This window comes from Litorimonas sp. RW-G-Af-16, from assembly GCF_048319245.1.
Classification (GTDB): Bacteria; Pseudomonadota; Alphaproteobacteria; order Caulobacterales; family Maricaulaceae; genus Litorimonas.
The window spans coordinates 1537371-1556641 of the sequence record NZ_CP166993.1; the positions used below are offsets into that span (position 1 = coordinate 1537371).

General features: G+C 52.9%; 14 protein-coding genes. 4 read left to right on the forward strand and 10 right to left on the reverse strand.

The genetic code is table 11. The annotated features are described in order from the left end of the window. Positions 1–99 precede the first annotated feature (99 nt). The 5 genes from AB8615_RS07670 to uxaC form a co-directional block, all read right to left on the reverse strand. Entirely contained in the window at positions 100–1836 is a 1737-nt protein-coding gene (locus tag AB8615_RS07670) for a hypothetical protein (RefSeq protein WP_409432023.1), read from the reverse strand. A 79-nt stretch (positions 1837–1915) separates the two neighbouring features. Beyond that, positions 1916–4309, reverse strand: a complete 2394-nt coding sequence (locus AB8615_RS07675; protein WP_409432024.1) for a glycoside hydrolase family 2 protein — start codon at positions 4307–4309, stop codon at positions 1916–1918. Positions 4310–4387: 78 nt separating this feature from the next. Then, entirely contained in the window at positions 4388–5596 is a 1209-nt protein-coding gene (gene manD / locus AB8615_RS07680) for a D-mannonate dehydratase ManD (RefSeq protein ID WP_409432025.1), read from the reverse strand. Positions 5597–5613: 17 nt separating this feature from the next. Further along, positions 5614–7086 carry a mannitol dehydrogenase family protein gene (locus tag AB8615_RS07685; protein ID WP_409432026.1) on the reverse strand — a complete coding sequence of 491 codons (1473 nt, stop codon included), beginning with the start codon at positions 7084–7086 and terminating at the stop codon, positions 5614–5616. Continuing rightward, positions 7086–8522, reverse strand: coding sequence for a glucuronate isomerase (uxaC, locus tag AB8615_RS07690; RefSeq protein WP_409432027.1), 1437 nt, complete (start codon positions 8520–8522; stop codon positions 7086–7088). Before uxaC ends, AB8615_RS07685 begins: the two co-directional genes overlap by 1 nt. Positions 8523–8699: 177 nt before the next feature. On the opposite strand from uxaC, the gene AB8615_RS07695 reads away from it, so the two are divergent. Further along, positions 8700–9449 (forward strand): FadR/GntR family transcriptional regulator, encoded by a 750-nt coding sequence (locus AB8615_RS07695; protein ID WP_409432028.1) that lies wholly within the window; start codon positions 8700–8702, stop codon positions 9447–9449. Here the strand turns inward: AB8615_RS07695 and kduD are convergent. Genes kduD through AB8615_RS07720 form a run of 5 tightly spaced genes read right to left on the reverse strand, consistent with a single transcriptional unit; the run spans position 9446 to position 14315 of the window. Further along, positions 9446–10198, reverse strand: a complete 753-nt coding sequence (gene kduD / locus AB8615_RS07700) for a 2-dehydro-3-deoxy-D-gluconate 5-dehydrogenase KduD (protein ID WP_409432029.1) — start codon at positions 10196–10198, stop codon at positions 9446–9448. The two genes, AB8615_RS07695 and kduD, sit on opposite strands and share 4 nt — an antisense overlap. An 18-nt stretch (positions 10199–10216) precedes the next feature. Continuing rightward, complete coding sequence (locus AB8615_RS07705; protein WP_409432030.1) at positions 10217–11515, reverse strand: TRAP transporter large permease; 1299 nt, start codon at positions 11513–11515, stop codon at positions 10217–10219. Positions 11516–11518: 3 nt separating this feature from the next. Continuing rightward, entirely contained in the window at positions 11519–12055 is a 537-nt protein-coding gene (locus tag AB8615_RS07710) for a TRAP transporter small permease (RefSeq protein WP_409432031.1), read from the reverse strand. Further along, the gene (locus AB8615_RS07715; protein WP_409432032.1) at positions 12052–13083 is read right to left on the reverse strand and encodes a TRAP transporter substrate-binding protein; all 1032 of its coding nucleotides are present in this window, start codon (positions 13081–13083) and stop codon (positions 12052–12054) included. The genes AB8615_RS07710 and AB8615_RS07715 overlap by 4 nt, the downstream gene beginning before the upstream one ends. Next, positions 13080–14315, reverse strand: coding sequence for a glycoside hydrolase family 88/105 protein (locus tag AB8615_RS07720; protein WP_418152084.1), 1236 nt, complete (start codon positions 14313–14315; stop codon positions 13080–13082). The genes AB8615_RS07715 and AB8615_RS07720 overlap by 4 nt, the downstream gene beginning before the upstream one ends. Positions 14316–14426: 111 nt before the next feature. On the opposite strand from AB8615_RS07720, the gene AB8615_RS07725 reads away from it, so the two are divergent. From AB8615_RS07725 to AB8615_RS07735, 3 genes are all read left to right on the forward strand, one after another. Next, positions 14427–15353 (forward strand): DUF4861 family protein, encoded by a 927-nt coding sequence (locus tag AB8615_RS07725; RefSeq protein WP_409432034.1) that lies wholly within the window; start codon positions 14427–14429, stop codon positions 15351–15353. A gap of 40 nt (positions 15354–15393) precedes the next feature. Further along, positions 15394–16224 (forward strand): 5-dehydro-4-deoxy-D-glucuronate isomerase, encoded by an 831-nt coding sequence (gene kduI, locus AB8615_RS07730; RefSeq protein WP_409432035.1) that lies wholly within the window; start codon positions 15394–15396, stop codon positions 16222–16224. Positions 16225–16427: 203 nt separating this feature from the next. After that, the gene (locus AB8615_RS07735; RefSeq protein ID WP_409432036.1) at positions 16428–19214 is read left to right on the forward strand and encodes a TonB-dependent receptor; all 2787 of its coding nucleotides are present in this window, start codon (positions 16428–16430) and stop codon (positions 19212–19214) included. The last annotated feature ends 57 nt before the right edge of the window (positions 19215–19271 follow it).

The following is a 19271-nucleotide window of genomic DNA, read 5'->3' on the forward strand; positions in this document are numbered from 1 at the left end:
AGCCGCGTCAGCGTTAGGCGCCTGCGCAGGCGCGGTCGACTCTGGTGCGCCGCACGCGGTGGCTAGGAGGAAGCAACTTATTAGAGCTAATTTTCTCATTTATTGGCCCGCCTTTTTCCGTTGTTGCATTTGATAATCATATAGTGATGGCTCAACAGGTATCAGGCCTTTTTGCTCAATGAAGGTGTCAGGGCCGTAGCTAATCTCGAACTCGCGATTGCTGTGAATCCCGATCAGGTTAGCTTCGACACCGTCTTGTGGGCCTATGAAAGTAATCGGCCCGTCAGCCCCGCCTTCGACCACGACGTTGATATTATACATCGAACTATGTCGCCCGTGAGACGGCTTCCAATATCCCGCGCCGCCACCGTCAAAGACCTTGAAGCTATTGTCATCATCGCCCAGTTGGATCTTCGCCGTGATATTATCAAACAAGTTATGATGGTTCGCACCCGAGTGTTGATCCAAACGAGCCGCCTTTAAAACCGTGCTATCCTTATAGACGCTTTTGACTGCGTAAGTGTTGAAGCTCAACGGGTGTTCCGCCGTATTTTCAACACGAATATTGTCTGCCAACACATTGAAAACACTGCCCATATGGACGGTGTAATGGGCGCGGTGATCGCCTTTGGTTGTGATATTTGAAATTGTGACATTGCCAATATCGTCCGTGATAATTCCGCTATCGGCATTATTGATGGTGACGTTATCGACATAGCTATCGAAGAGGCTCATCAGGTAAATCGCGTTGAAACCGTCCTCGACATGGTGCGGCATGCGAATACCATTTGGGAAGTCGATGTTCAGATCGCTGATCGTTACATTCTGCAAATGCTCCCACGGCACGAGCGCGGTTTCCCATTCAGGACGCGCTTCCATAACCAGCGGCGACGAGATGCCGAGCGTGTTGCCGTCTTTCGCCGTGATCCGTACCATTTGCGTGATCAGCGCACGACGCGGGAAATTCCAGTGATGCCCTCCGAGCTTTGCAAACCGTGTGCGGTCGCCATACATCTCTTCCAGCAGGGAACCGAACTCCCCTCCTCGGTTATACCATTCGATCTTGAACACATCGCCGACCTCGACACCTGACGCATCAGCCACATCGATAGACAGAGCATCCTTTGGCGCCGCCTTCAGCAGGGTCTCGGGCTCAGGAAAATTATCATATTTTTCCAGATAAGCCTTGCCGCGCGCATTGGGCGTTTGTGTCCAAATGAAGCCCCCGCTCCACGCATAGAGCGAAAACGGCATATCAACATTATTCTCTGGCTGACGCTCCCGCTTATCAAATTCAAGCAGATATTCGTTCAATTCTTTGAACGCGGCGGGTGTTGGGAGGGTGTTGAGCGGGAAAGGATAATATAGCGTTGTCGCCTCCGCGCCGCTTGATCCCGCCCCTTGAAGTGAAAAATCACTACGTTCGATATAGAGAATATCAGACATGATGAATCGGCCAGCTGGAAACTGCAGCACGACAGGGCCGTCATAGGCATTGGCGGCGTCCAACGCTTTCATCACAGCTTTCGTATCGTCCAACCCGTCATTGGCCACCGCGCCGTATTCGGTCACGTCAAAAACAGCGCCCGTCACTTGCCCCAAAGGCACATTCCCATTGCGGTAGCCAGCATAGGAATAATCAGGCACATAATGCTCGCCCGTCAGAACGCTAGATTTCTCAGTTGCTTTCTGAGCTGTCACAGTCGCAACAGCCGATTTCGCCATATCTTTGGCGGCATTTGCCCCATCAGAGGCGGCGTCAGACATCGCGTCTGTGCTGGCCTGACACGCGTTAAGCATAAACCCGATCGCGGTCGCGAGTAGAAGCTGTTTCATATCAAATCCCCATTCTTCATCTATCTCATTGGCACGTCATTGTTGCGCGCCAAAGTCTGTGTCTGCGGTCAGTCTCGCCTTATTTGGCGGGCACTGTGATATAATATCCGCGGTAGTCCTGCGTCTGAATGTTCACGACAGACTCTGTCTCGCCCGGATACATGATAATCGAAGACGTGCCGCTCGCAAATTCGCGAGTCTGGCTGCCCGTTGGCGTACCTTGGTTCATTAAGAATTTACCGCCACCATCAATGGTGAAATACCCGCGATCATTCATGGACGTCACACGCAAGCCGTTCTTATCCTGCGCCTCGGCAAATATCGTGTAAGACCCGTCATCATTCGGGTTAGCGGTCAAAACAATATCAACCATCTTACCCGCTTTTTGCGTTGTATATTGCAGGTCATAACTATGGCCAGCGACAACCCCGCCGTCTTTATCAAAGCCCTGAACCGATAGCGTGTTCTCGCCAGTTTTGAACTCCACATCCCAGGTCAGGCCAGAGGCCGGATATTTATTGATGTCCCGCGTCTTCGTTCCCAAGGGCTTGCCATTCAACGACAGCTCTGCACTGTCGGTATTACAGAAGACGGAGATCGTCTTGGTCTCGCCATTTTTCCCCTCGCGATAATTCCAACTCGGGCTTTCGATCCAACAGGTCGGGTCTTTTTTCCAGTAGCTGGCAAAGACATGATAGACATCTTTCTTCACTCCGTCGCGCTGCACCAAGCCTTTCATATTTACGAAAGGCAGCGGGTTTTCAGGACGGATCGGCGTCCCAAAATCTTTGAACGCCCATTGCGCACTCCCTGCGAAGTCCGGATCAGTCTCGGAAATGCGCAGATACCAGTCGAACAAATCAATCATATAGGACATGTCCCATACTTTGGATTTCGCGACAGAAATGACGCCAGTCTGGTTCACGGCTTCTTCGACTGTGCCTAAATTCTCTGGATCAGATGTGCCGTAGCGCCCGAACGGTTCTTCCAAGAAACGCCCGACATGGGAGCTGCCGCCATATTCCATATGCAAAAGATATGGATGCTCGGCGCGGGCTTTTTCTATCGCTTCTTGATACTGAACATAGCCACCGCCATACCAGCCCGCCCAAATAGAGGGCGAATAAACATCAATAATATCAGCACCTTCAGGGAACTTCCTGATCGTCGTCAAGCGTCCCGGGTCCATCTCTTTGGCAATATCGTGCAGCAGTTGCAACTCTTCCGCCACGCGGGTTTTATCTCCGCCGCCCTCTTGGTCTGGCAGCCAATACATTTCATTGCCCAGCGACCACAGGAAGACTGACGCGCGGTTATAATTTTGCTCGATCATAGAGCGGGTCATTTCCTGCGTGTTCTTACGCCACTCCGCGCCGCCAACACCCCCGCGATTCCACGGCACCTCATCATAGAGAATGATGCCAAGCTTATCGGCCGTATCGTAAATCACAGGGTCATGGGAATAGTGACCAAGACGCACAAAATTTGCGCCCAGTTCTTTGATCGCGGTCAGGTCAGCAATCCGCTGCTCATCCGACATTGCCGAACCCATACCCGCGTGACCTTCATGTAAATGTGTGCCGCGCAGGAGCAGCCGCTCGCCATTGAGGAAGAATGGCCCGTTCGCTTTAAACTCAAACCAACGCAGGCCGAAATTGTCTTCGAATGTGTCTAGGACATTACCGTCCGCATCCAGCATCTCCGTCTTGAGGCGGTAGAGGTTTGGCGTGTCAGGTGACCACAAAGCAGGATCAGCAATGGTGTAAACGGGGTCATTGCCGCTCGCGACCACATCGCCATTTGGCCCTGTAATTGTATGACGAAAGGAAGCTGGCGCAAATCCGTCGAGACCTACCACATAGGTCGACAGCGCAACCGTCGCGGATTCCTTGGTCACATTTGGCGTCTGCACGCGGACTTGCTTGAGGTAATTCTCAGGCCGCGTCACGACAAATACATCGCGCGTCAGGCCGCCATATTGAAAGAAGTCCGCTTTTTGCGAAGGTACAAGGTTTTTATCAACACCGTTATCGACACGCACGAGGATTTCATTCGCCCCGCCTTTGACCTGATCTGTGATCTCTATGTCAAAGGCTGTATAGCCGCCAACGTGGTCGCCCGCTTTCTTGCCGTTGACATAAACGTCCGCTTTCATCTGTGCCGCTTCGAAATGCAGGAAATAACGCTGCCCGTCTTCGGGAGTCATATCGAGCGTTTTGCGATACCAAGAACCGTCACGGCGATAGCCTGTGATCACGTCCGTTGTATCATCCGCATTCCAGGTATGCGGCAAGTCAACAGACGTCCATTCATCAACCTCGGAAGCGACAGCAGGGTCTACCGCTGCGTTTTCCAGATAATGCCAATCCGCGCTAATCTTCTGACGCGGCTCCGTCACTTTTGCGACCGTTGAGGGAAGCCCCGTACCCGTGCCCTCAACACCGTTTTTATTTATGCTGGTGGACTCGCTCATATTGCAGCCCCCCAAAGCGAGAGCGAATGAGCTTACAAAAAGCAATGTGGCTGTGCGGAGTGTCATGGGCAGGTATCCTTACCAGTTAAACATAGAGCCGTCTTCGAGACGGTTCACGGGCAGATAGGCGCGTTCATATGGATATTTCGCGGCTAGTTTTTCGTCAATATCGACACCGTGACCTGGCGTATCACCAGGATAGAGATAGCCGTCTTTAAAGGTATAAGCGTGCGGGAAGACCTCGTCTGTCTTCTCCGTGTGGCGCATATATTCCTGAACACCGAAGTTATAGATCGCCGTATCCAAGTGCAAAGCCGCGCCCATACAGACGGGCGACAAATCCGTCGCGCCGTGACTGCCAGAGCGCACATGGTGCATGGCCGCGAATTCAAAGATTTTCTTCAGGTGCGAGATACCGCCTGCATGCACAACCGTGCTACGAATATAATCGATTAAGCCTTCTTCGATTAGCTTCTTACAATCCCAAATCGAGTTGAACACCTCGCCAACAGCCAGAGGCGTTGTTGTGTGCTGACGGATCATGCGGAAGGCTTCTTGGTTCTCCGCAGGCACCGTGTCTTCGAGCCAGAACAGGTTGTAAGGCTCTAGCGATTTCCCGACCTTGGCGGCTTCCTGCGGTGTCAGGCGGTGATGGGCGTCATGCAGCAAATGCACGTCAAAGCCGAATTTATCACGCAGTGTGTCAAACAGCTTTGGCACATGATTGATATATTTGGACGTTGACCAGACATTTTCCGTCGGCAGATTGCCGTCCGCTGGCTCGTAATACATTTTGTCTTTGGACACACCGTAAGTCGAGGACAGCCCAGGAATCCCTGTCTGTGCGCGGATGGCTTTATAACCCATCTCTTTATACTTCGCGACCTCGTCTACAGTCTCCGCAATGTCGCCGCCATTGGCGTGGCCATAGACCATAACACCGTCGCGCGACTTCCCGCCGAGCAGTTCGTAAAGCGGCATATTCGCGGCCTTAGCTTTGATGTCCCATAGCGCCGTATCAATCGCCGCAATCGCCGTCATCGTGACTGCGCCGCGACGCCAGTAACAGCCGCGATAGAGATATTGCCAAATATCTTCGATCCGACCTGCTTCTTTGCCGATCAAGGTCGGGGCGATATGGTCTTGCAGATAACTGGCAACAGAGAGTTCACGGCCATTTAGCGTGGCATCCCCAATGCCGTAAATGCCTGCATCCGTCTCGATTTTAACGGTCACAAAGTTCCGATCCGGGCAAGTGACGATTGTTTTTATATTTGTAATTTTCATAATATCAGAGTCCCTGATTAGGTCGTTTGTGTTGTTACAGCTTCGATTGCGGGTATCATACCGTGATCGGTGATTATCTGGGCGGCGTCAAGAATAGCGGCGCGGAGCTGGGGCGCGTCGGCGATCTCCGCCGGCACAATATCGCGATTATCCAGAAAAGCCGCAGCATAGGCTTTCGCGCTTTGATCCGTATCTGGCAAACTCGCGGCGATCTGGTCCAGATAAGCGTCTTTGGGAGGATATCCGCCCGCGCGGCGCTTCTGATTAAACACGATCCATGCACCGACGACGAAGCAGGCCAGACGCGCGACTTCGCCTTTGTCGCTATGATAGCGGAGGACGGGGAAGATGCGCGCAGGAATTTTCTGCGACCCATCGTGGCTGATCTGTTCCAGCAAATGTTTGATGTGAGGGTTCTCAAATCGCGCTTGCGTTTGCGACCAATACGTCCCGAGGTCGAGGCCTTCGGGGCGGTTAATCGTCGGAATACTCTCCCGCGTAATCAGCAGGTCGACAAAACGGTTTAAGGTCGGGTGGTTGATCGCGTCTTCCACGCTCTCCTCCCCCGCCAATAGGCCAAGGTAAGTCAGTGTGATGTGTGCGCCGTTGAGGATACGCAACTTCGTCTCTTCATAACCCGTTACGTCCTTTGTGATAATCGCACCTGCCGCTTCCCAGTCAGGACGATCTTTGGGCAAATTATCTTCAATCACCCATTGCGTGAAAGTCTCGCGCTGGATCGGCGCCTGATCCTCTAGGCCGATGGCGTTTGACACCTCGCGGATCACGCTATCGTCCGTTGCGGGCGTAATGCTGTCGACCATCGTATTGGGAAAACGCACATGTCCGGCAATATAAATCGCAAGATCAGGGTCGATGAGTTCTGCAAAATCCTCGCAGGCCGTTTTCAATTTATCGCCATTATCTGGCAAATTATCGCAGCTGATCATGGTAAGCGCAGGTCGCTTCGCCGCGCGGCGCAGACGGGACGCCTCGACCAAATACCCGATTGCAGACGAAGGAGTGGTAGGTGTTTTAAGGTCTGCCGCAATCGCCGCGTTATCTTTGTCGAGCCGCCCGTTAGAATTAAGCGCATAGCCCTTTTCCGTGATCGTCAGCGTCACAATTTTCGTGCTGGCAGCCGAGAGTTTCTCCAGCGCCAAGCTTGGATCGTCCTTCGCGCAAATCACGTCTTTCATCACACCGATCACGCGGTGGCTGCGCTGCTTATCCTTGATCGCCAGCGTGTAGAGATTGTCTTGTGGATTAAGAACATCGCACGCAGTACGGCTGTTCAGTGAAATCCCACAAATACCCCAATCGCCGCCGCTCGCATTTATCGCGTCTTCTGTAAACACAGCTTGATGCCCGCGGTGGAAAGCCCCTGGCCCCAAATGCACGATCCCAACGCCGAGCGCGTCGCGGTCATAGCTGGGCTTTGCGACGTCTGCTGCAAGCTGGGCCAGATTATTTTGGTTCAAACGATCCATTAAACAGACTTCGCTTTCATCGGTAATTTATAGGCTTTCACAGCCAAATTATAAGTCAGGTCCACAATCAGCCGTTCCGCCTCTGCCATTGTAATTTTATGCTCACAGACGAGCTGGCTGAGAAAATAGCTATCCATACGGCGGGCCACATCGTGACGCGCGGGGATAGACAGAAACGCGCGAGTGTCATCATTAAAGCCAGCCGTATTATAAAACCCTGCTGTCTCAGTCACCTGATCGCGGAAGCGGAGCATGCCTTGCGGGCTGTCGTGGAACCACCAGGGCGGGCCGAGGCGCAGGCAAGGATAATGCCCCGCCAAAGTTGCCAATTCCCGCGCATAATTGCTCTCGTCCAGCGTAAATAAAATGATCTCTAGCCCCGCCTCATTGCCGTGCTTAGCTAGCAAAGGCTGCAGCGCTTGCGTATAATTCACCCGCATCGGAATATCAGCGCCTTTGTCAGCACCAAAGCGGTTATACACACCCGGATTATGATTGCGGTAGCTGCCAGGGTGGATTTGCATGGTCATGCCGTCTTCCAAGCTCATGCCAGCCATTTCGGTCAGCATTTGCCCGCGAAACATGTCGCGCTCTTCCGCGCTAGCTTTGCCCGCGAGGCACATATCCAGCAGCTTTTGACACTCTGCAGGGGCGAGGTTTTCTGTTCGCGCCGTGGGGTGTCCGTGATCCGTCGCAGTCGCGCGACCTACGTCACGAAAATAGGCCCGGCGCGCACGTAACGCGTCCAGATACCCCGCCCAGTCCGTTGTATCAAACCCTGTCAGGTCAGAAAGCTTTTTCAGATTATCCGCAAATTCAGGCTTATCCGCATCGACCACGTCGTCGGGGCGGAAGGTTGTGATGACGCGATGCTCATATCCGGACCCCACCATCGCTTTGTGATGGCGCAGATCATCCAGCGCACCCTCTGTCGTCGCAATCAAATCGATCTTGAAACGATCCAATAATGCGCGCGGTTTGAAATCATCCGACTTCAGCGCAGCATCAATGATGTCATAAAATTCTGGCGCCGTCTCAGCCGTTAGCAATTTATCGATCCCGAAGACTTCGGTAAAAACGTGATCAAGCCAGATTCGCGAGGGCGTCCCTGCGAAGAGATAGTAATGCTCCGCAAATGTCTGCCAGACCTTGCGCGGATCGGTTTCATATACGCCGTCTTTGGGCTTTAGGCCAAGGCTCTCATAGGACAAACCCTGGCTGTAGAGCATACGCAAAACATAGTGGTCGGGCTGTATCAGCAGCTCTGCTGGATTGCCAAAATTCGCATTGCCCGCAAACCAACTCGGATCAGTATGTCCGTGCGGACTGATGATCGGAAAGTCCTTAACGCTGGCATATAGGGTACGGCAAATATCGCGCTGCGCAGGATTCGCGGGGAATAAGCGGTCCGGATGAAGATGGGACGATGTGGTCATATGATTACGGACTCTTTTCTGCAGACTGAAATTATGGCCTATCAAGGGAAATTGGACAAGCCAATAAATGAATATATGGCCTAATTGGTCATGTTTCTTTTGATTATGCCTATCAAACTATTTTTTGACACACAGGGCAAATCCTGCGTAAGAGTTATTAAGTCATTGGGGAATGAATTGAAAACTCAGCGTTTATACAAAAGTGTCGCAGACGCCCTGCTCAAGGTCATTGAGTCAGGCCAATATGCCGTGGGCGAGCGCTTGCCCGCTGAGCGTGATTTGGCGGCGGAGTTCAATGTCAGCCGTCCCACGATTCGCGAAGCCGTCATCGCGCTTGAAATCGCGGGTCGTGTTGAAGTCCGCAAAGGCTCTGGCGTATATGTCATCAACACCGACTCGTCCAAATCTCGTTCGCTTGACCTTGACGTTGGGCCGTTTGAGCTGACCGAAGCGCGCATGTTGATCGAAGGCGAAGCGGCAGGACTGGCGGCCACGATGATTTCTGATGAGGAGATCGAAGAACTCTCAGCGATCATACATTTGATGCAGAAGGAAAATGACGCTGAAATTGGCGGCGAACATGCTGACCGGAACTTCCATCTGCTGATTGCCCGTGCCACCCGCAATTCCGCGATTGTTTCCATTATCGAAGACCTGTGGAGCCTGCGCGAAAAATCAGAGCTGACGCGGAATATGTATAAGACCGTCCGCATGACGGGCGTTCAACCCAGTATTGACGAACATTGGGCGATCTATAACGCGCTAAAAGACGGGGATGCTGTTGCCGCGCGCACAGCGATGCGCACTCACCTCTCCCGCGTGATTGATACGATGTTTGAAGCGACTGAAATTGAAGCGGTTGAGAAGATCAAAGAAAAGGTGTCCAAAGACCGTCACCGCTTCTCCCGCATCCTACAGACAGGCTAGCGCGCCATCCACCCGCCATCGACTGTCAGGATATGTCCGTTGACATAATCAGACGCGGATGATGACAAGAAAATTGCGGCCCCGACGAGGTCTTTCGGATCCCCCCAACGTCCCGCTGGAATACGACCCAGAATAGACGCATTGCGGTCTTTGTCCGCCCGAAGCGCAGCCGTATTATCCGTTGCGATATAGCCCGGCGCAATCGCATTGACTTGCACATTGTCCTTTGCCCACTCATTGGCGAGGGCTTTCGTCAACTGCCCCACACCACCTTTACTGGCTGCGTAAGCTGGCACAGTGATCCCGCCTTGGAAGGTGAGAAGCGAGGCAATGTTAATAATCTTCCCATGGCCCTGATCCAGCATTTTTCCGCCAATCGCGCGGCAGAACTGGAAGACCCCTGTGAGGTTTGTGCTAATTACAGCGTCCCAATCTGCGTCCGAGAAATCCCGTGCGGGGCTGCGGCGGATTGTGCCGGCATTGTTGATTAGAATATCGACACTGCCTGCCGCTTCCGCTGTCGCTTTGATCGCGGCGGGATCGGATTGATCACAGCCGAGCGCGCGGGCCTTGCCGCCGGCCTTGGTGATCGCCGCGACTGTATCTGCCGCATTTTCCGCGCGTGACGCGACGACAATGACGTCAGCCCCCGCTTCCGCGAGCCCAATCGCTATGGCCTGGCCAATGCCGCGACTGCCGCCTGTGACAAGCGCCGTTTTACCAGAAAGATCGAAAGCGTGAGATGTCATGAAACCCTCTTTATATGATTAATTGATAAGGCCAGCCGCGCGCGGCAGACCCTCGGACAGGAACGGCACGAATGTCACCAGCATCAGTGCCACGATCAGCGCGGCATAGAGCATGAGCAGCGGCCGTATCAGACTTTGAATATTCGTATTCCCTACCGCACAGCCGACAAATAGCACACTCCCCACAGGCGGCGTACATAGGCCGATTGACAGGTTCAACACCAACATGATCCCGAAATGCAGCGGCGTCATGCCTAGCGTCATCGCGACAGGCAGGAAGATCGGCGTGAAGATCAGAATCGCGGGCGTAATATCCAGAAATGCGCCGACGACGAGCAAGATCACATTGATCAACAGCAAAATAATGATCGGATTGTCACTGATCGACATCATACCGTCACTGATCGCTTGCGGAATATTCTCGTAAGCCAGCACCCACGCCATACCCGTCGAAACCCCAATGAGCAGCAACACCATGGCCGTTGTCTCAATCGACTTCAGCAAGACATCTGGCAGGTCAGAAACTCTGATTTCTTTATACACCAATGACAGAACAAGCGCGTAGATCACAGCAATCGCGCTGGCTTCTGTCGCTGTGAAAATCCCGGCAATAATGCCGCCGACGACGATCAAAATCATCAGAATACTCGGCCCTGCTTCGAGTAATTTGCGCGCGGCCACCCGAACGGGCAGACGCTCACCGCGGGGGTAGCCTTGCTTTTTCGCATAAAGCGCAGCGACGATCATCAGAGCAACACCTGCCATAATGCCCGGCACATAGCCCGCCATAAACAGTGCGGCGATAGACACACTACCCGCAGCCACAGCATAGACGATCAACACATTGGACGGTGGAATTAGGAGGCCTAAAATAGACCCTGTCACCGTCACAGCGGTCGAGAAATTCTTGTCATAGCCCTCTTTTTCCATGGTCGGGATCATGAACGTCCCAATCGCAGAGGTTGCCGCCACAGCGGAACCCGAGATCGAGCCGAACAACATGCAAGACAGCGTATTCACCAGCGCCAAACCGCCTGGCAATGTGCCGACAATCGCTTTGGCCGCCTCAATCAAGCGCTTGGCAATACCGCCTCGCCCCATCAGATAGCCAGAAATCACAAAGAACGGAATCGCGAGCAACGTAAAGCTGTCCAAACCGCCCGCCATCCTCTGCGCCATCGTCGTTGTCGCTGGGTCAAAGCCCATGCTTAGCAGCAGTGTGGAGACGGAGGCCAACGCGATGGACACCGCAATCGGCACACCCAACATCACGAGGACAAAGAAAATTCCAAGTAATACTAGAACAGAAATCAACATGGCCTAATCCTTCGTTCCGCTCGCGCCGACATCTAATTCGTGATCAACTTCGCTGGGCTTGTGGATGCGTCCGTGAATGATAATATCGAGAATATAATGCACCGCATACAGCACGATCAGCACGCCACTAATGGGAATGATCGAGTAGACATAGGCCACCTTGACCCCAAGCGCGGCAGAGGTCTGGTTTAACTCATAGGTCAGCGCGACTAATTTTGAGCCGCCGTAAATCAAGATCATCGCGGCGAACACAATCATCGCGGCGAGCGCAAAAATCTCGGCCGCCAGACGCTTTTTGCCCTTTAGCGGACTGACGAGAATATCGATGCCCACATGCATACGGTTACGGAATGTATAGACGGCCCCAAGGAGCCCTAGCCAGATCAGCTGAAACCTTGCAATTTCTTCTGTCAAAGAGCTTGGCGCGCGCAAGGCATAACGAGAGAAAACCTGCCACGTTACCGTCATCACCATGAAGATAGCCAAGGCGATCAGTGCCCATCTTAAAACCACATCGAGTGGCTTAATAATCAAATTCATTCTTCGCCCTCCAGCCCGAGTGTCGCACGGTAATTCGCCCCGTTTAGCGCCTCAACTCTTCGGATCAGCGGGGCAAGTTCGCCTTTTTCAAATTCGGCGCGCACGTCTTTGACAGCCTCGCGGAAAGGCGCTTTATCGGGATAAATCACTTGAACACCCGCCGCTTTTACCTTTTCAATCGCGTCCGTTGACGCCTCGTCCCACAACTTACGCTGATAGACGACAGACTCGGCCATGGCTTGCTTTAACCAGGCTTCTTCTTGATCGGACAGATTGTCATATACGCGCTGCGACATGATCATCAGATCAGGCACAGATGTATGCTCATCCAGCGTATAATATTTGGCGGTCTCATAATGTTTTGAGAGAAAATATGACGGCGGGTTATTCTCTGCCCCCTCGACAATGCCTTGTTGTAGGGCCGTGTAAAGCTCACCCCACGAAATTGGTGTGGCCGAGGCGCCCAGCGCATTGACCGTCGCAATCGAGGTGGGGCTCGGCAGGACGCGGACTTTCTTGCCCTTGAGGTCAGCCGGCGTATTGATCGGCGCATCTGTCATGTAAAAGCTACGACTCCCCGCATCGTAATAGCCGAGCCCTTGGATACGCACATCGCGCAATGTATCGAGCAAGCCTTGCCCCACATCGCTATTGAGGACACGCCAGTAATGGTCGCTATCTTCGAACAAATACGGAATGGAAAATAGCTTCATTTCATCAGAGAAGCCCTCCATCGAAATCGTGGACACTTTGGTCATAGAGACGGAGCCGATTTGGAGGAGTTCCACTAATTCCCGTTCACTGCCGAGTTGTCCATTCGGATAAATCTGCACCGACATTTCGCCGCCAGACAATTCATCCAAACGCTCGCCCATAAAGACCATCGCCTTGTGAACGGGGTGATCCGCATTCAGCGTATGCGCGAGTTTTAAATTCGTGCCGTCTTGCACAACGGAAGTACAGCCAAGGCTGGCAAGTGCAAAAGTCGAGGCGAGCAGTGCGGTTGCTAATCGGCGAGTGACGCTCATTCTTCTAGCTTTCCTTGCTCAGCCAGTTCTAGCATCGCAGCCCCAGCCAGCAAAAATGCCCCTGCCCCATAAAACTGTGTTTCATTGGCAGAGACTTTGTCAGGCGCGTAGCCAACTTGCTGCACCCAACCGATCATACCGTCATCTGCGACCGCGTCATTCAACGCAGCCCAGCCTTTGCGGGTTGGCTCCATATAGGTCGCCTCATCCAAAGTACCGTTGGCCAAGCCCCAAGCAAGGCCCGCAACGAAAAACGCTGTGCCGCTGCTTTCTTTGACAGGGTATAACTCACCTGCGTCGAGAGAGACTGGCCAATAACCGTTTTCAGCTTGCTTCTCAATCAGGGACGCCGCCATTGTCTTATAGAGATCAATATAGCGCTGACGCGACGGGTAATCGGCGGGCAGATCATCAATGATGTCAGTCAGCCCCGCAAACACCCAGCCATTGCCGCGGCTCCAATAAATTTTCTTCCCGTTCTCCTCGCGCCGCTCGAAAAAGCGACTATCGCGGAGAAACAAGCCGGCCTCTTCGTCAAACAGATAATCTGTCGTGATCCACGTTTCTTTGTCAGAAAAATCGAGGTATTTTTGATCGCCTGTAATCTTGGACAGCTTCGTCCAGACGGGCGGCGCCATGAACAGTGCATCCGCCCAACACCAGCGCTTCAGGCACTCATGTGAATAGCCTTCCTCTTTGCTTTTCGGCCCGAAATCCAGTGATACTGTCGATGGGTTTTCCAAAATCTTGTCAAAGACTTCTTGAATTGGCGCTATCATAGCAGGGTCTTTATACTTCTCATATAGCGCAAAATAATACTGCCCCACGACATGGTCATCCGCGTGATAGATTCGCGCCTCTGGCTGATAGTCTTCGTTTTCGGCGAAATTCTTCAGGAATGTAAAGTAACGCTCATTGTCAGTTTGAGCGGCCCAGTCGACAAGACCTTTGAAATAGGTGCCTTGAATCCAGCCGCGCTTCTCAATCGTGCGGTGCTGAAAGCTTGGCACATAGGGCTCCCATTCAGGACGCTCCATCCGCGCCATCTGCCAATCTGCAACACCGTTCGTCACATCAATGATAGAAGCCTCTGAAAATATTGATCTTTTCTCAGCGGATTGCGAGGTCGTCGTTTCAGAAGCACTCCCGCAGGCGGTCAGCCCTAACGCTCCAAAACCCATGCAAGCTGATAGCAGCAAACTTGTCGCAAATGTGTGGCGTGTTTTCACCATCTCATCATTCCCCATATTTCTTTTAATTGGTCATATATGCATGACAGTCTGACCTTTATTGGTCAAACAGATTATCTTGCCAGATGTAAGAATCTTCCCTATTCCGTATTTATGACCCAATTTTTCAAACCATTACTTCCCCTTAGCGCTGCCGTGATCTTGGCAGCTTGTTCAAACGCTACCTCAACAAACGACCAATCGTCAAAGACGGATAGAGCCGGCGCCGATATAGGCTTGTTGCAGGAAGGCGGCCAATCCGTCAAATCCTTCACCACACCCGAAGGCTTCAAACGCGGCGACAAGCTCGTCGCTTATGAAGGTCCAGGCTGGGAATCGGACAAGGTCGGCTACCGAATTTACTTGGACGGACGGAACGCTCTCGATATCTTTGGCAAGCGAACAGCGCCGATTGTCCTGTCGACTGTGGGGCGCGGCGATGATTATCACGCCATGGCCGATTGGGGTATGGACATACTGAAAGTCGGCAACTCGCTCGGCGCTGGCGGCTTTGGCGTATTCGACAACGGCGAAGTGCGTCAGATCGGCGATGCGGCTAGCTATCAGGCCGAAATACTCGCTGACGATATGGACAAAGCCGTCCTTCGCGTAACACACAATAAATCAGAGACTTGCGGCGGCGATGTCAGCGGGACTTATACAATTAACGCAGGCGAACGCCTGACGCACATCGACATTAGCGGCGATTGCGCCCTGCCCTATGCGGCGGGCCTGATCATACATGACGGCACCTCATCATTGGTGTCTGGCGGCAGTTCGGGTTGGCAATATAAGGCCCGCTACGGCGATCAAAGCCTCGTGCCGGACGGACTCGGCCTCGCACTATTCTACCGCGGCGAAGACGTCAGCGCTGTGTCGGCCGATGCGGATGATGATTATATCGTCTTCAAAACAGATCGCAGCCCGCGTTACGTTACGGGCGCGGCTTGGGTCCAAGAAGACGGCGGCATCCAATCGCAAGCTGAATTCCTGACTTGGCTGCAAGCCACACAAGCCAAACTTAACGCAACGGCCAAATAGCCGCTCGCACGCACCCCTCACCCAGATCAAAGGTTCTCCCATGGAAATCCGTTACTCCGCCGATATTGTTCGCTATAAGACAATGACAAATTCAGAATTGCGCGACACATTTGTCGTCGACAATTTGTTCACGCCCGACTCTGTGCCGCTGACCTATTCCGACATTGATCGCGGCGTGATCGGCTCAGCTGTGCCTGTCAACAAGACACTGGAAATTCCGGTCCACAAAGACCTCGCCAGTGAATATTTTGCGCAGCGCCGCGAAGTCGGCGTCATTAACATTGGCGGCCCTGGCAAGATCGAGGTCGACGGCGAGACCTATCCCATGGAAGCCCTCGACAGCCTCTATATTGGTCGCGGCTCGAAAGGCATCCAGTTCTCCAGCAATAAAAGCGACAACCCCGCCAAATTTTACTTTGTCAGCTATCCCGCGCACAAAGCCTACCCGACCAAGCATGTGCCGCAATCCAAGGCGAATATGATCGAGCTTGGTTCCCAAGAGAGCTGTAATAAGCGCGTGATCTATCAACCGATCCGCCCAGGCATCGTCGAGAGCTGCCAAATCGTCATGGGCTTTACAATGTTGGAGTCTGGGAATGTCTGGAACACCTTCCCGCCGCATACTCATAAACGCCGCAGCGAATACTACATGTATTTCAACCTCCCCGAAGAGGCGCGCGTGTTCCACTTCATGGGCGAAGAAGACAATATGCGCCCTGTCATTCTCAAGAACGGCGAAGTTGCCTTATCGCCAATCTGGTCCATGCATTGCGGGGCGGGAACGGCTGCCTATACCTTCATTTGGTCAATGGGCGGTGAGAACCAAGAGTTTGACGACATGGATCATATTGATCAGACAAAAATTGGCTAAACCCCCTGATTGGTGTGACCAATTAGGCTAAATTGGCGCAAATATTGGTATAATGTGTGCCAATATTGCATCAGACTGTCATAAATCTGTGATGTCTTGAAAAATTGGTCAGATATATATCTTGACATATATAGTAAGAATGTCACGTCTACCCCAACGTGTCAGGCCAATTATGCCGCCAAAAATTAACTCAGGGGAATCTCATGACATCACCATCACGTCTTCAATCTGTCTTATTGACAGCCAGCGCGTTTGCAATCGCATCCGCATCGACAGCTTTTGCGCAAACGGCTGACGAACCTATTGATGAAATCGTTGCGACTGGCGAAATCCAGCAAAGCTTTGAAGAATCGCTCAAGGTCAAGCGGAATACGACTGTTGTGTCCGACGCCCTCTTTGGCGGCGAAATTGGCGACCTGCCAGATCTCTCTATTGCGGAATCACTTGAGCGCATCACAGGCGTGACGTCAGACCGCTTTAAGGGCGGCGCGTCAGAACTGTCCATCCGCGGTCTGGGCGCTTTTCTCGGCTCCTCTACTCTCAACGGTCGCGAGATCACAACAGGCTCCGATGGTCGCGATGTGAACTTCGGGCAATTCCCGTCAGAGCTAATCGGCGGAACACAAGTTTTTAAATCGCAGCAGGCTGACTTCGTCGAAGGCGGTATTTCTGGGATTATCGAACTGCAAACGCTGCGCCCGCTGGATTACGGCAAGAAGCGCCTGCAAATCCAAGGCTTGCTCGGCTATTCAGACTATGAGGACCGTGTCGATGATGGCCAGCCTTACAATGGCCGGATCACAGGTTCATATGTCAATCAATTCGACTTTGGCGGCGGCGAAATCGGTATCTCTATCGGCGGTCAAATCCGTCGCGATACAGCAGCCGAAGACATTTATACAACCAGCTCGACCTTTTCGCCGTGTACAGCCCAACGCAATGGCGGCAACGGCTCAAGCGATTGCGCGCGGGACTTTGCGGGCGGCTTCTTTGCGGGTGATGCGCCAGACGGCGAGATTTACTTTGCCTCTAACCAATACATTCTGCGCGCCGTGCAAACTGATGCGGATCGCGACTCCATCATGGGTACAATCCAGTGGCAGCCGAATGATCAGTGGGACATCAACATTGATGCGCAATGGTCAGATCGGACAGACGTCGAAAACCGTCACAACCTCGTATTCGCGGATGGACGTCGTCGTATCGACCCCCTGCAAATCTCGCCAACAGGTGCTTTGCTCGAATGGGTCGGCGAAACACGCGTCGAGAACCAAACGGTTTTCCGTCAGCGTGACGAAGAATATATCGGCATGGGTGCCAGCGTCGAGTGGCAAGGCGAAAAGCTGACCGTCACAGGCGATGTCGGCTATTCCGAAACATCTCGTTTCCAAGACGAACTCGACATGCGTATCCGCACCAATAGCCGCTTTGATTTCCAAGCGACGGCCGTGGACCGCACTGTGCCAGCCTTTACGTTCCTCGATCCGATTGATCTGAATGATTACGACATATTTACAACGAACGGCGAACGCGCCCGTCGTCGTCTGGAAACCAATGACGAAGACCTCCTCGCATTCCGCCTTGATACGGATTATGAGTTGGGTGACGGCTTCTTCACGGCGCTCCACGTGGGGGGTCGCTATGCAGATCGTAACCGCATCAATGATGACGGTATCGACACGCAAGTCGCTGGCATAACGGATTACACGACCGCAGAGGTCGCTGCCGCACGCCGCGATGTCTTCCCTGTCGCTGATTTGTTTGAGGGCGCCGAAGACGGTGCAGGTCTGGGCGATAATACATGGGCCACATGGAACCCAGAGCAGCTCTTTATCGCGCTGACAGGGGATCGTGACGCAGGTCTGCCAACTGGCAGCACGCTTGATGTGAACGACTCAAATGTGAACGAAGAAACCTTCGCGATCTACGGCATGGCCGACTTCGAAGGTACAGCCTTAGGCCTACCGATGTATGGTAATGTCGGTGTTCGCGCCGTGAAAACAAATATCACATCCGTCGGTATCCAAAGCGATTTCATTACAGTCACGGACAATACAAACACGACACGCTTCGAGACAGTTAACCTCGGCGAAGCGCGTTCAGAATCTAACGATTTCTGGAACGTCTTGCCAAGTGCCAATCTGGTGTTTGAAGTTCAAGAAGATATGCTACTTCGTTTTGCAGCTTACCGTGCGATTGCACGTCCTGACGTGCGCGATATGTCCGCCGCCTTCCAAGTGGCGGATGACAATGACGGCACGGCTCTTCTGGGCGAGTTAATCCGCCCGCGCGGTAACCCATTCCTAGAGCCACTTGAATCAACGAACTTCGACATCTCTTATGAGTGGTATATTTCTGACGACTCTGCCTTCTCGGCCGCCGTTTATCACAAGACTCTGGAAACGGGTCGTGAGAACATTCCTATTGAAACGTCAGTCATTCTCGACGGCACACCGACAGCCCTGTCATTCTCGCGTCCGGCTAACTCTGACGAAGACAGCACATTGGTCGGTGTCGAACTGAGTGTGCGTCACAAATTCTCTGAATTACCAGGGTTCTTGGGCGGATTTGGGTTCCAGGCCGGCTATAACTACGCCGCCTCAGACTTCCAATTCCCCGATCCAGGTCAAGGCCGTAACAGCCTGCCAATCGCACCTTTCACGCAGCCTGCTAATATCCCAGGCTACTCGAAGCATTCTGGCAATATCACAGGCTTCTGGGAAAATGACGACTTTACGCTCCGTGTTGCCTATAAAGGTCGCTCGCCGTATTTCAAACCGTTCCGGAACGGCCAGAACCGCTTTACGAACTCGCAAGAATTTGTGGATGCGTCAGCCTCTTATGACATCAACAAGAACTTCCAGATCAGGGTTCAAGCTTTGAACCTGACGGATGAGCCGAACCTCTTCTATCGTCCAACACGTGATAACCTCGCGGGTGCGGATTATAGTGGTCGTCGCTTCTTCGTGGGTCTCCGCGGTCGCTTCTAGGCGGCGCGGACAATAACTGCTCTGGCAGTTTGACAGATCAGTCGAGTTGGCGTCAAA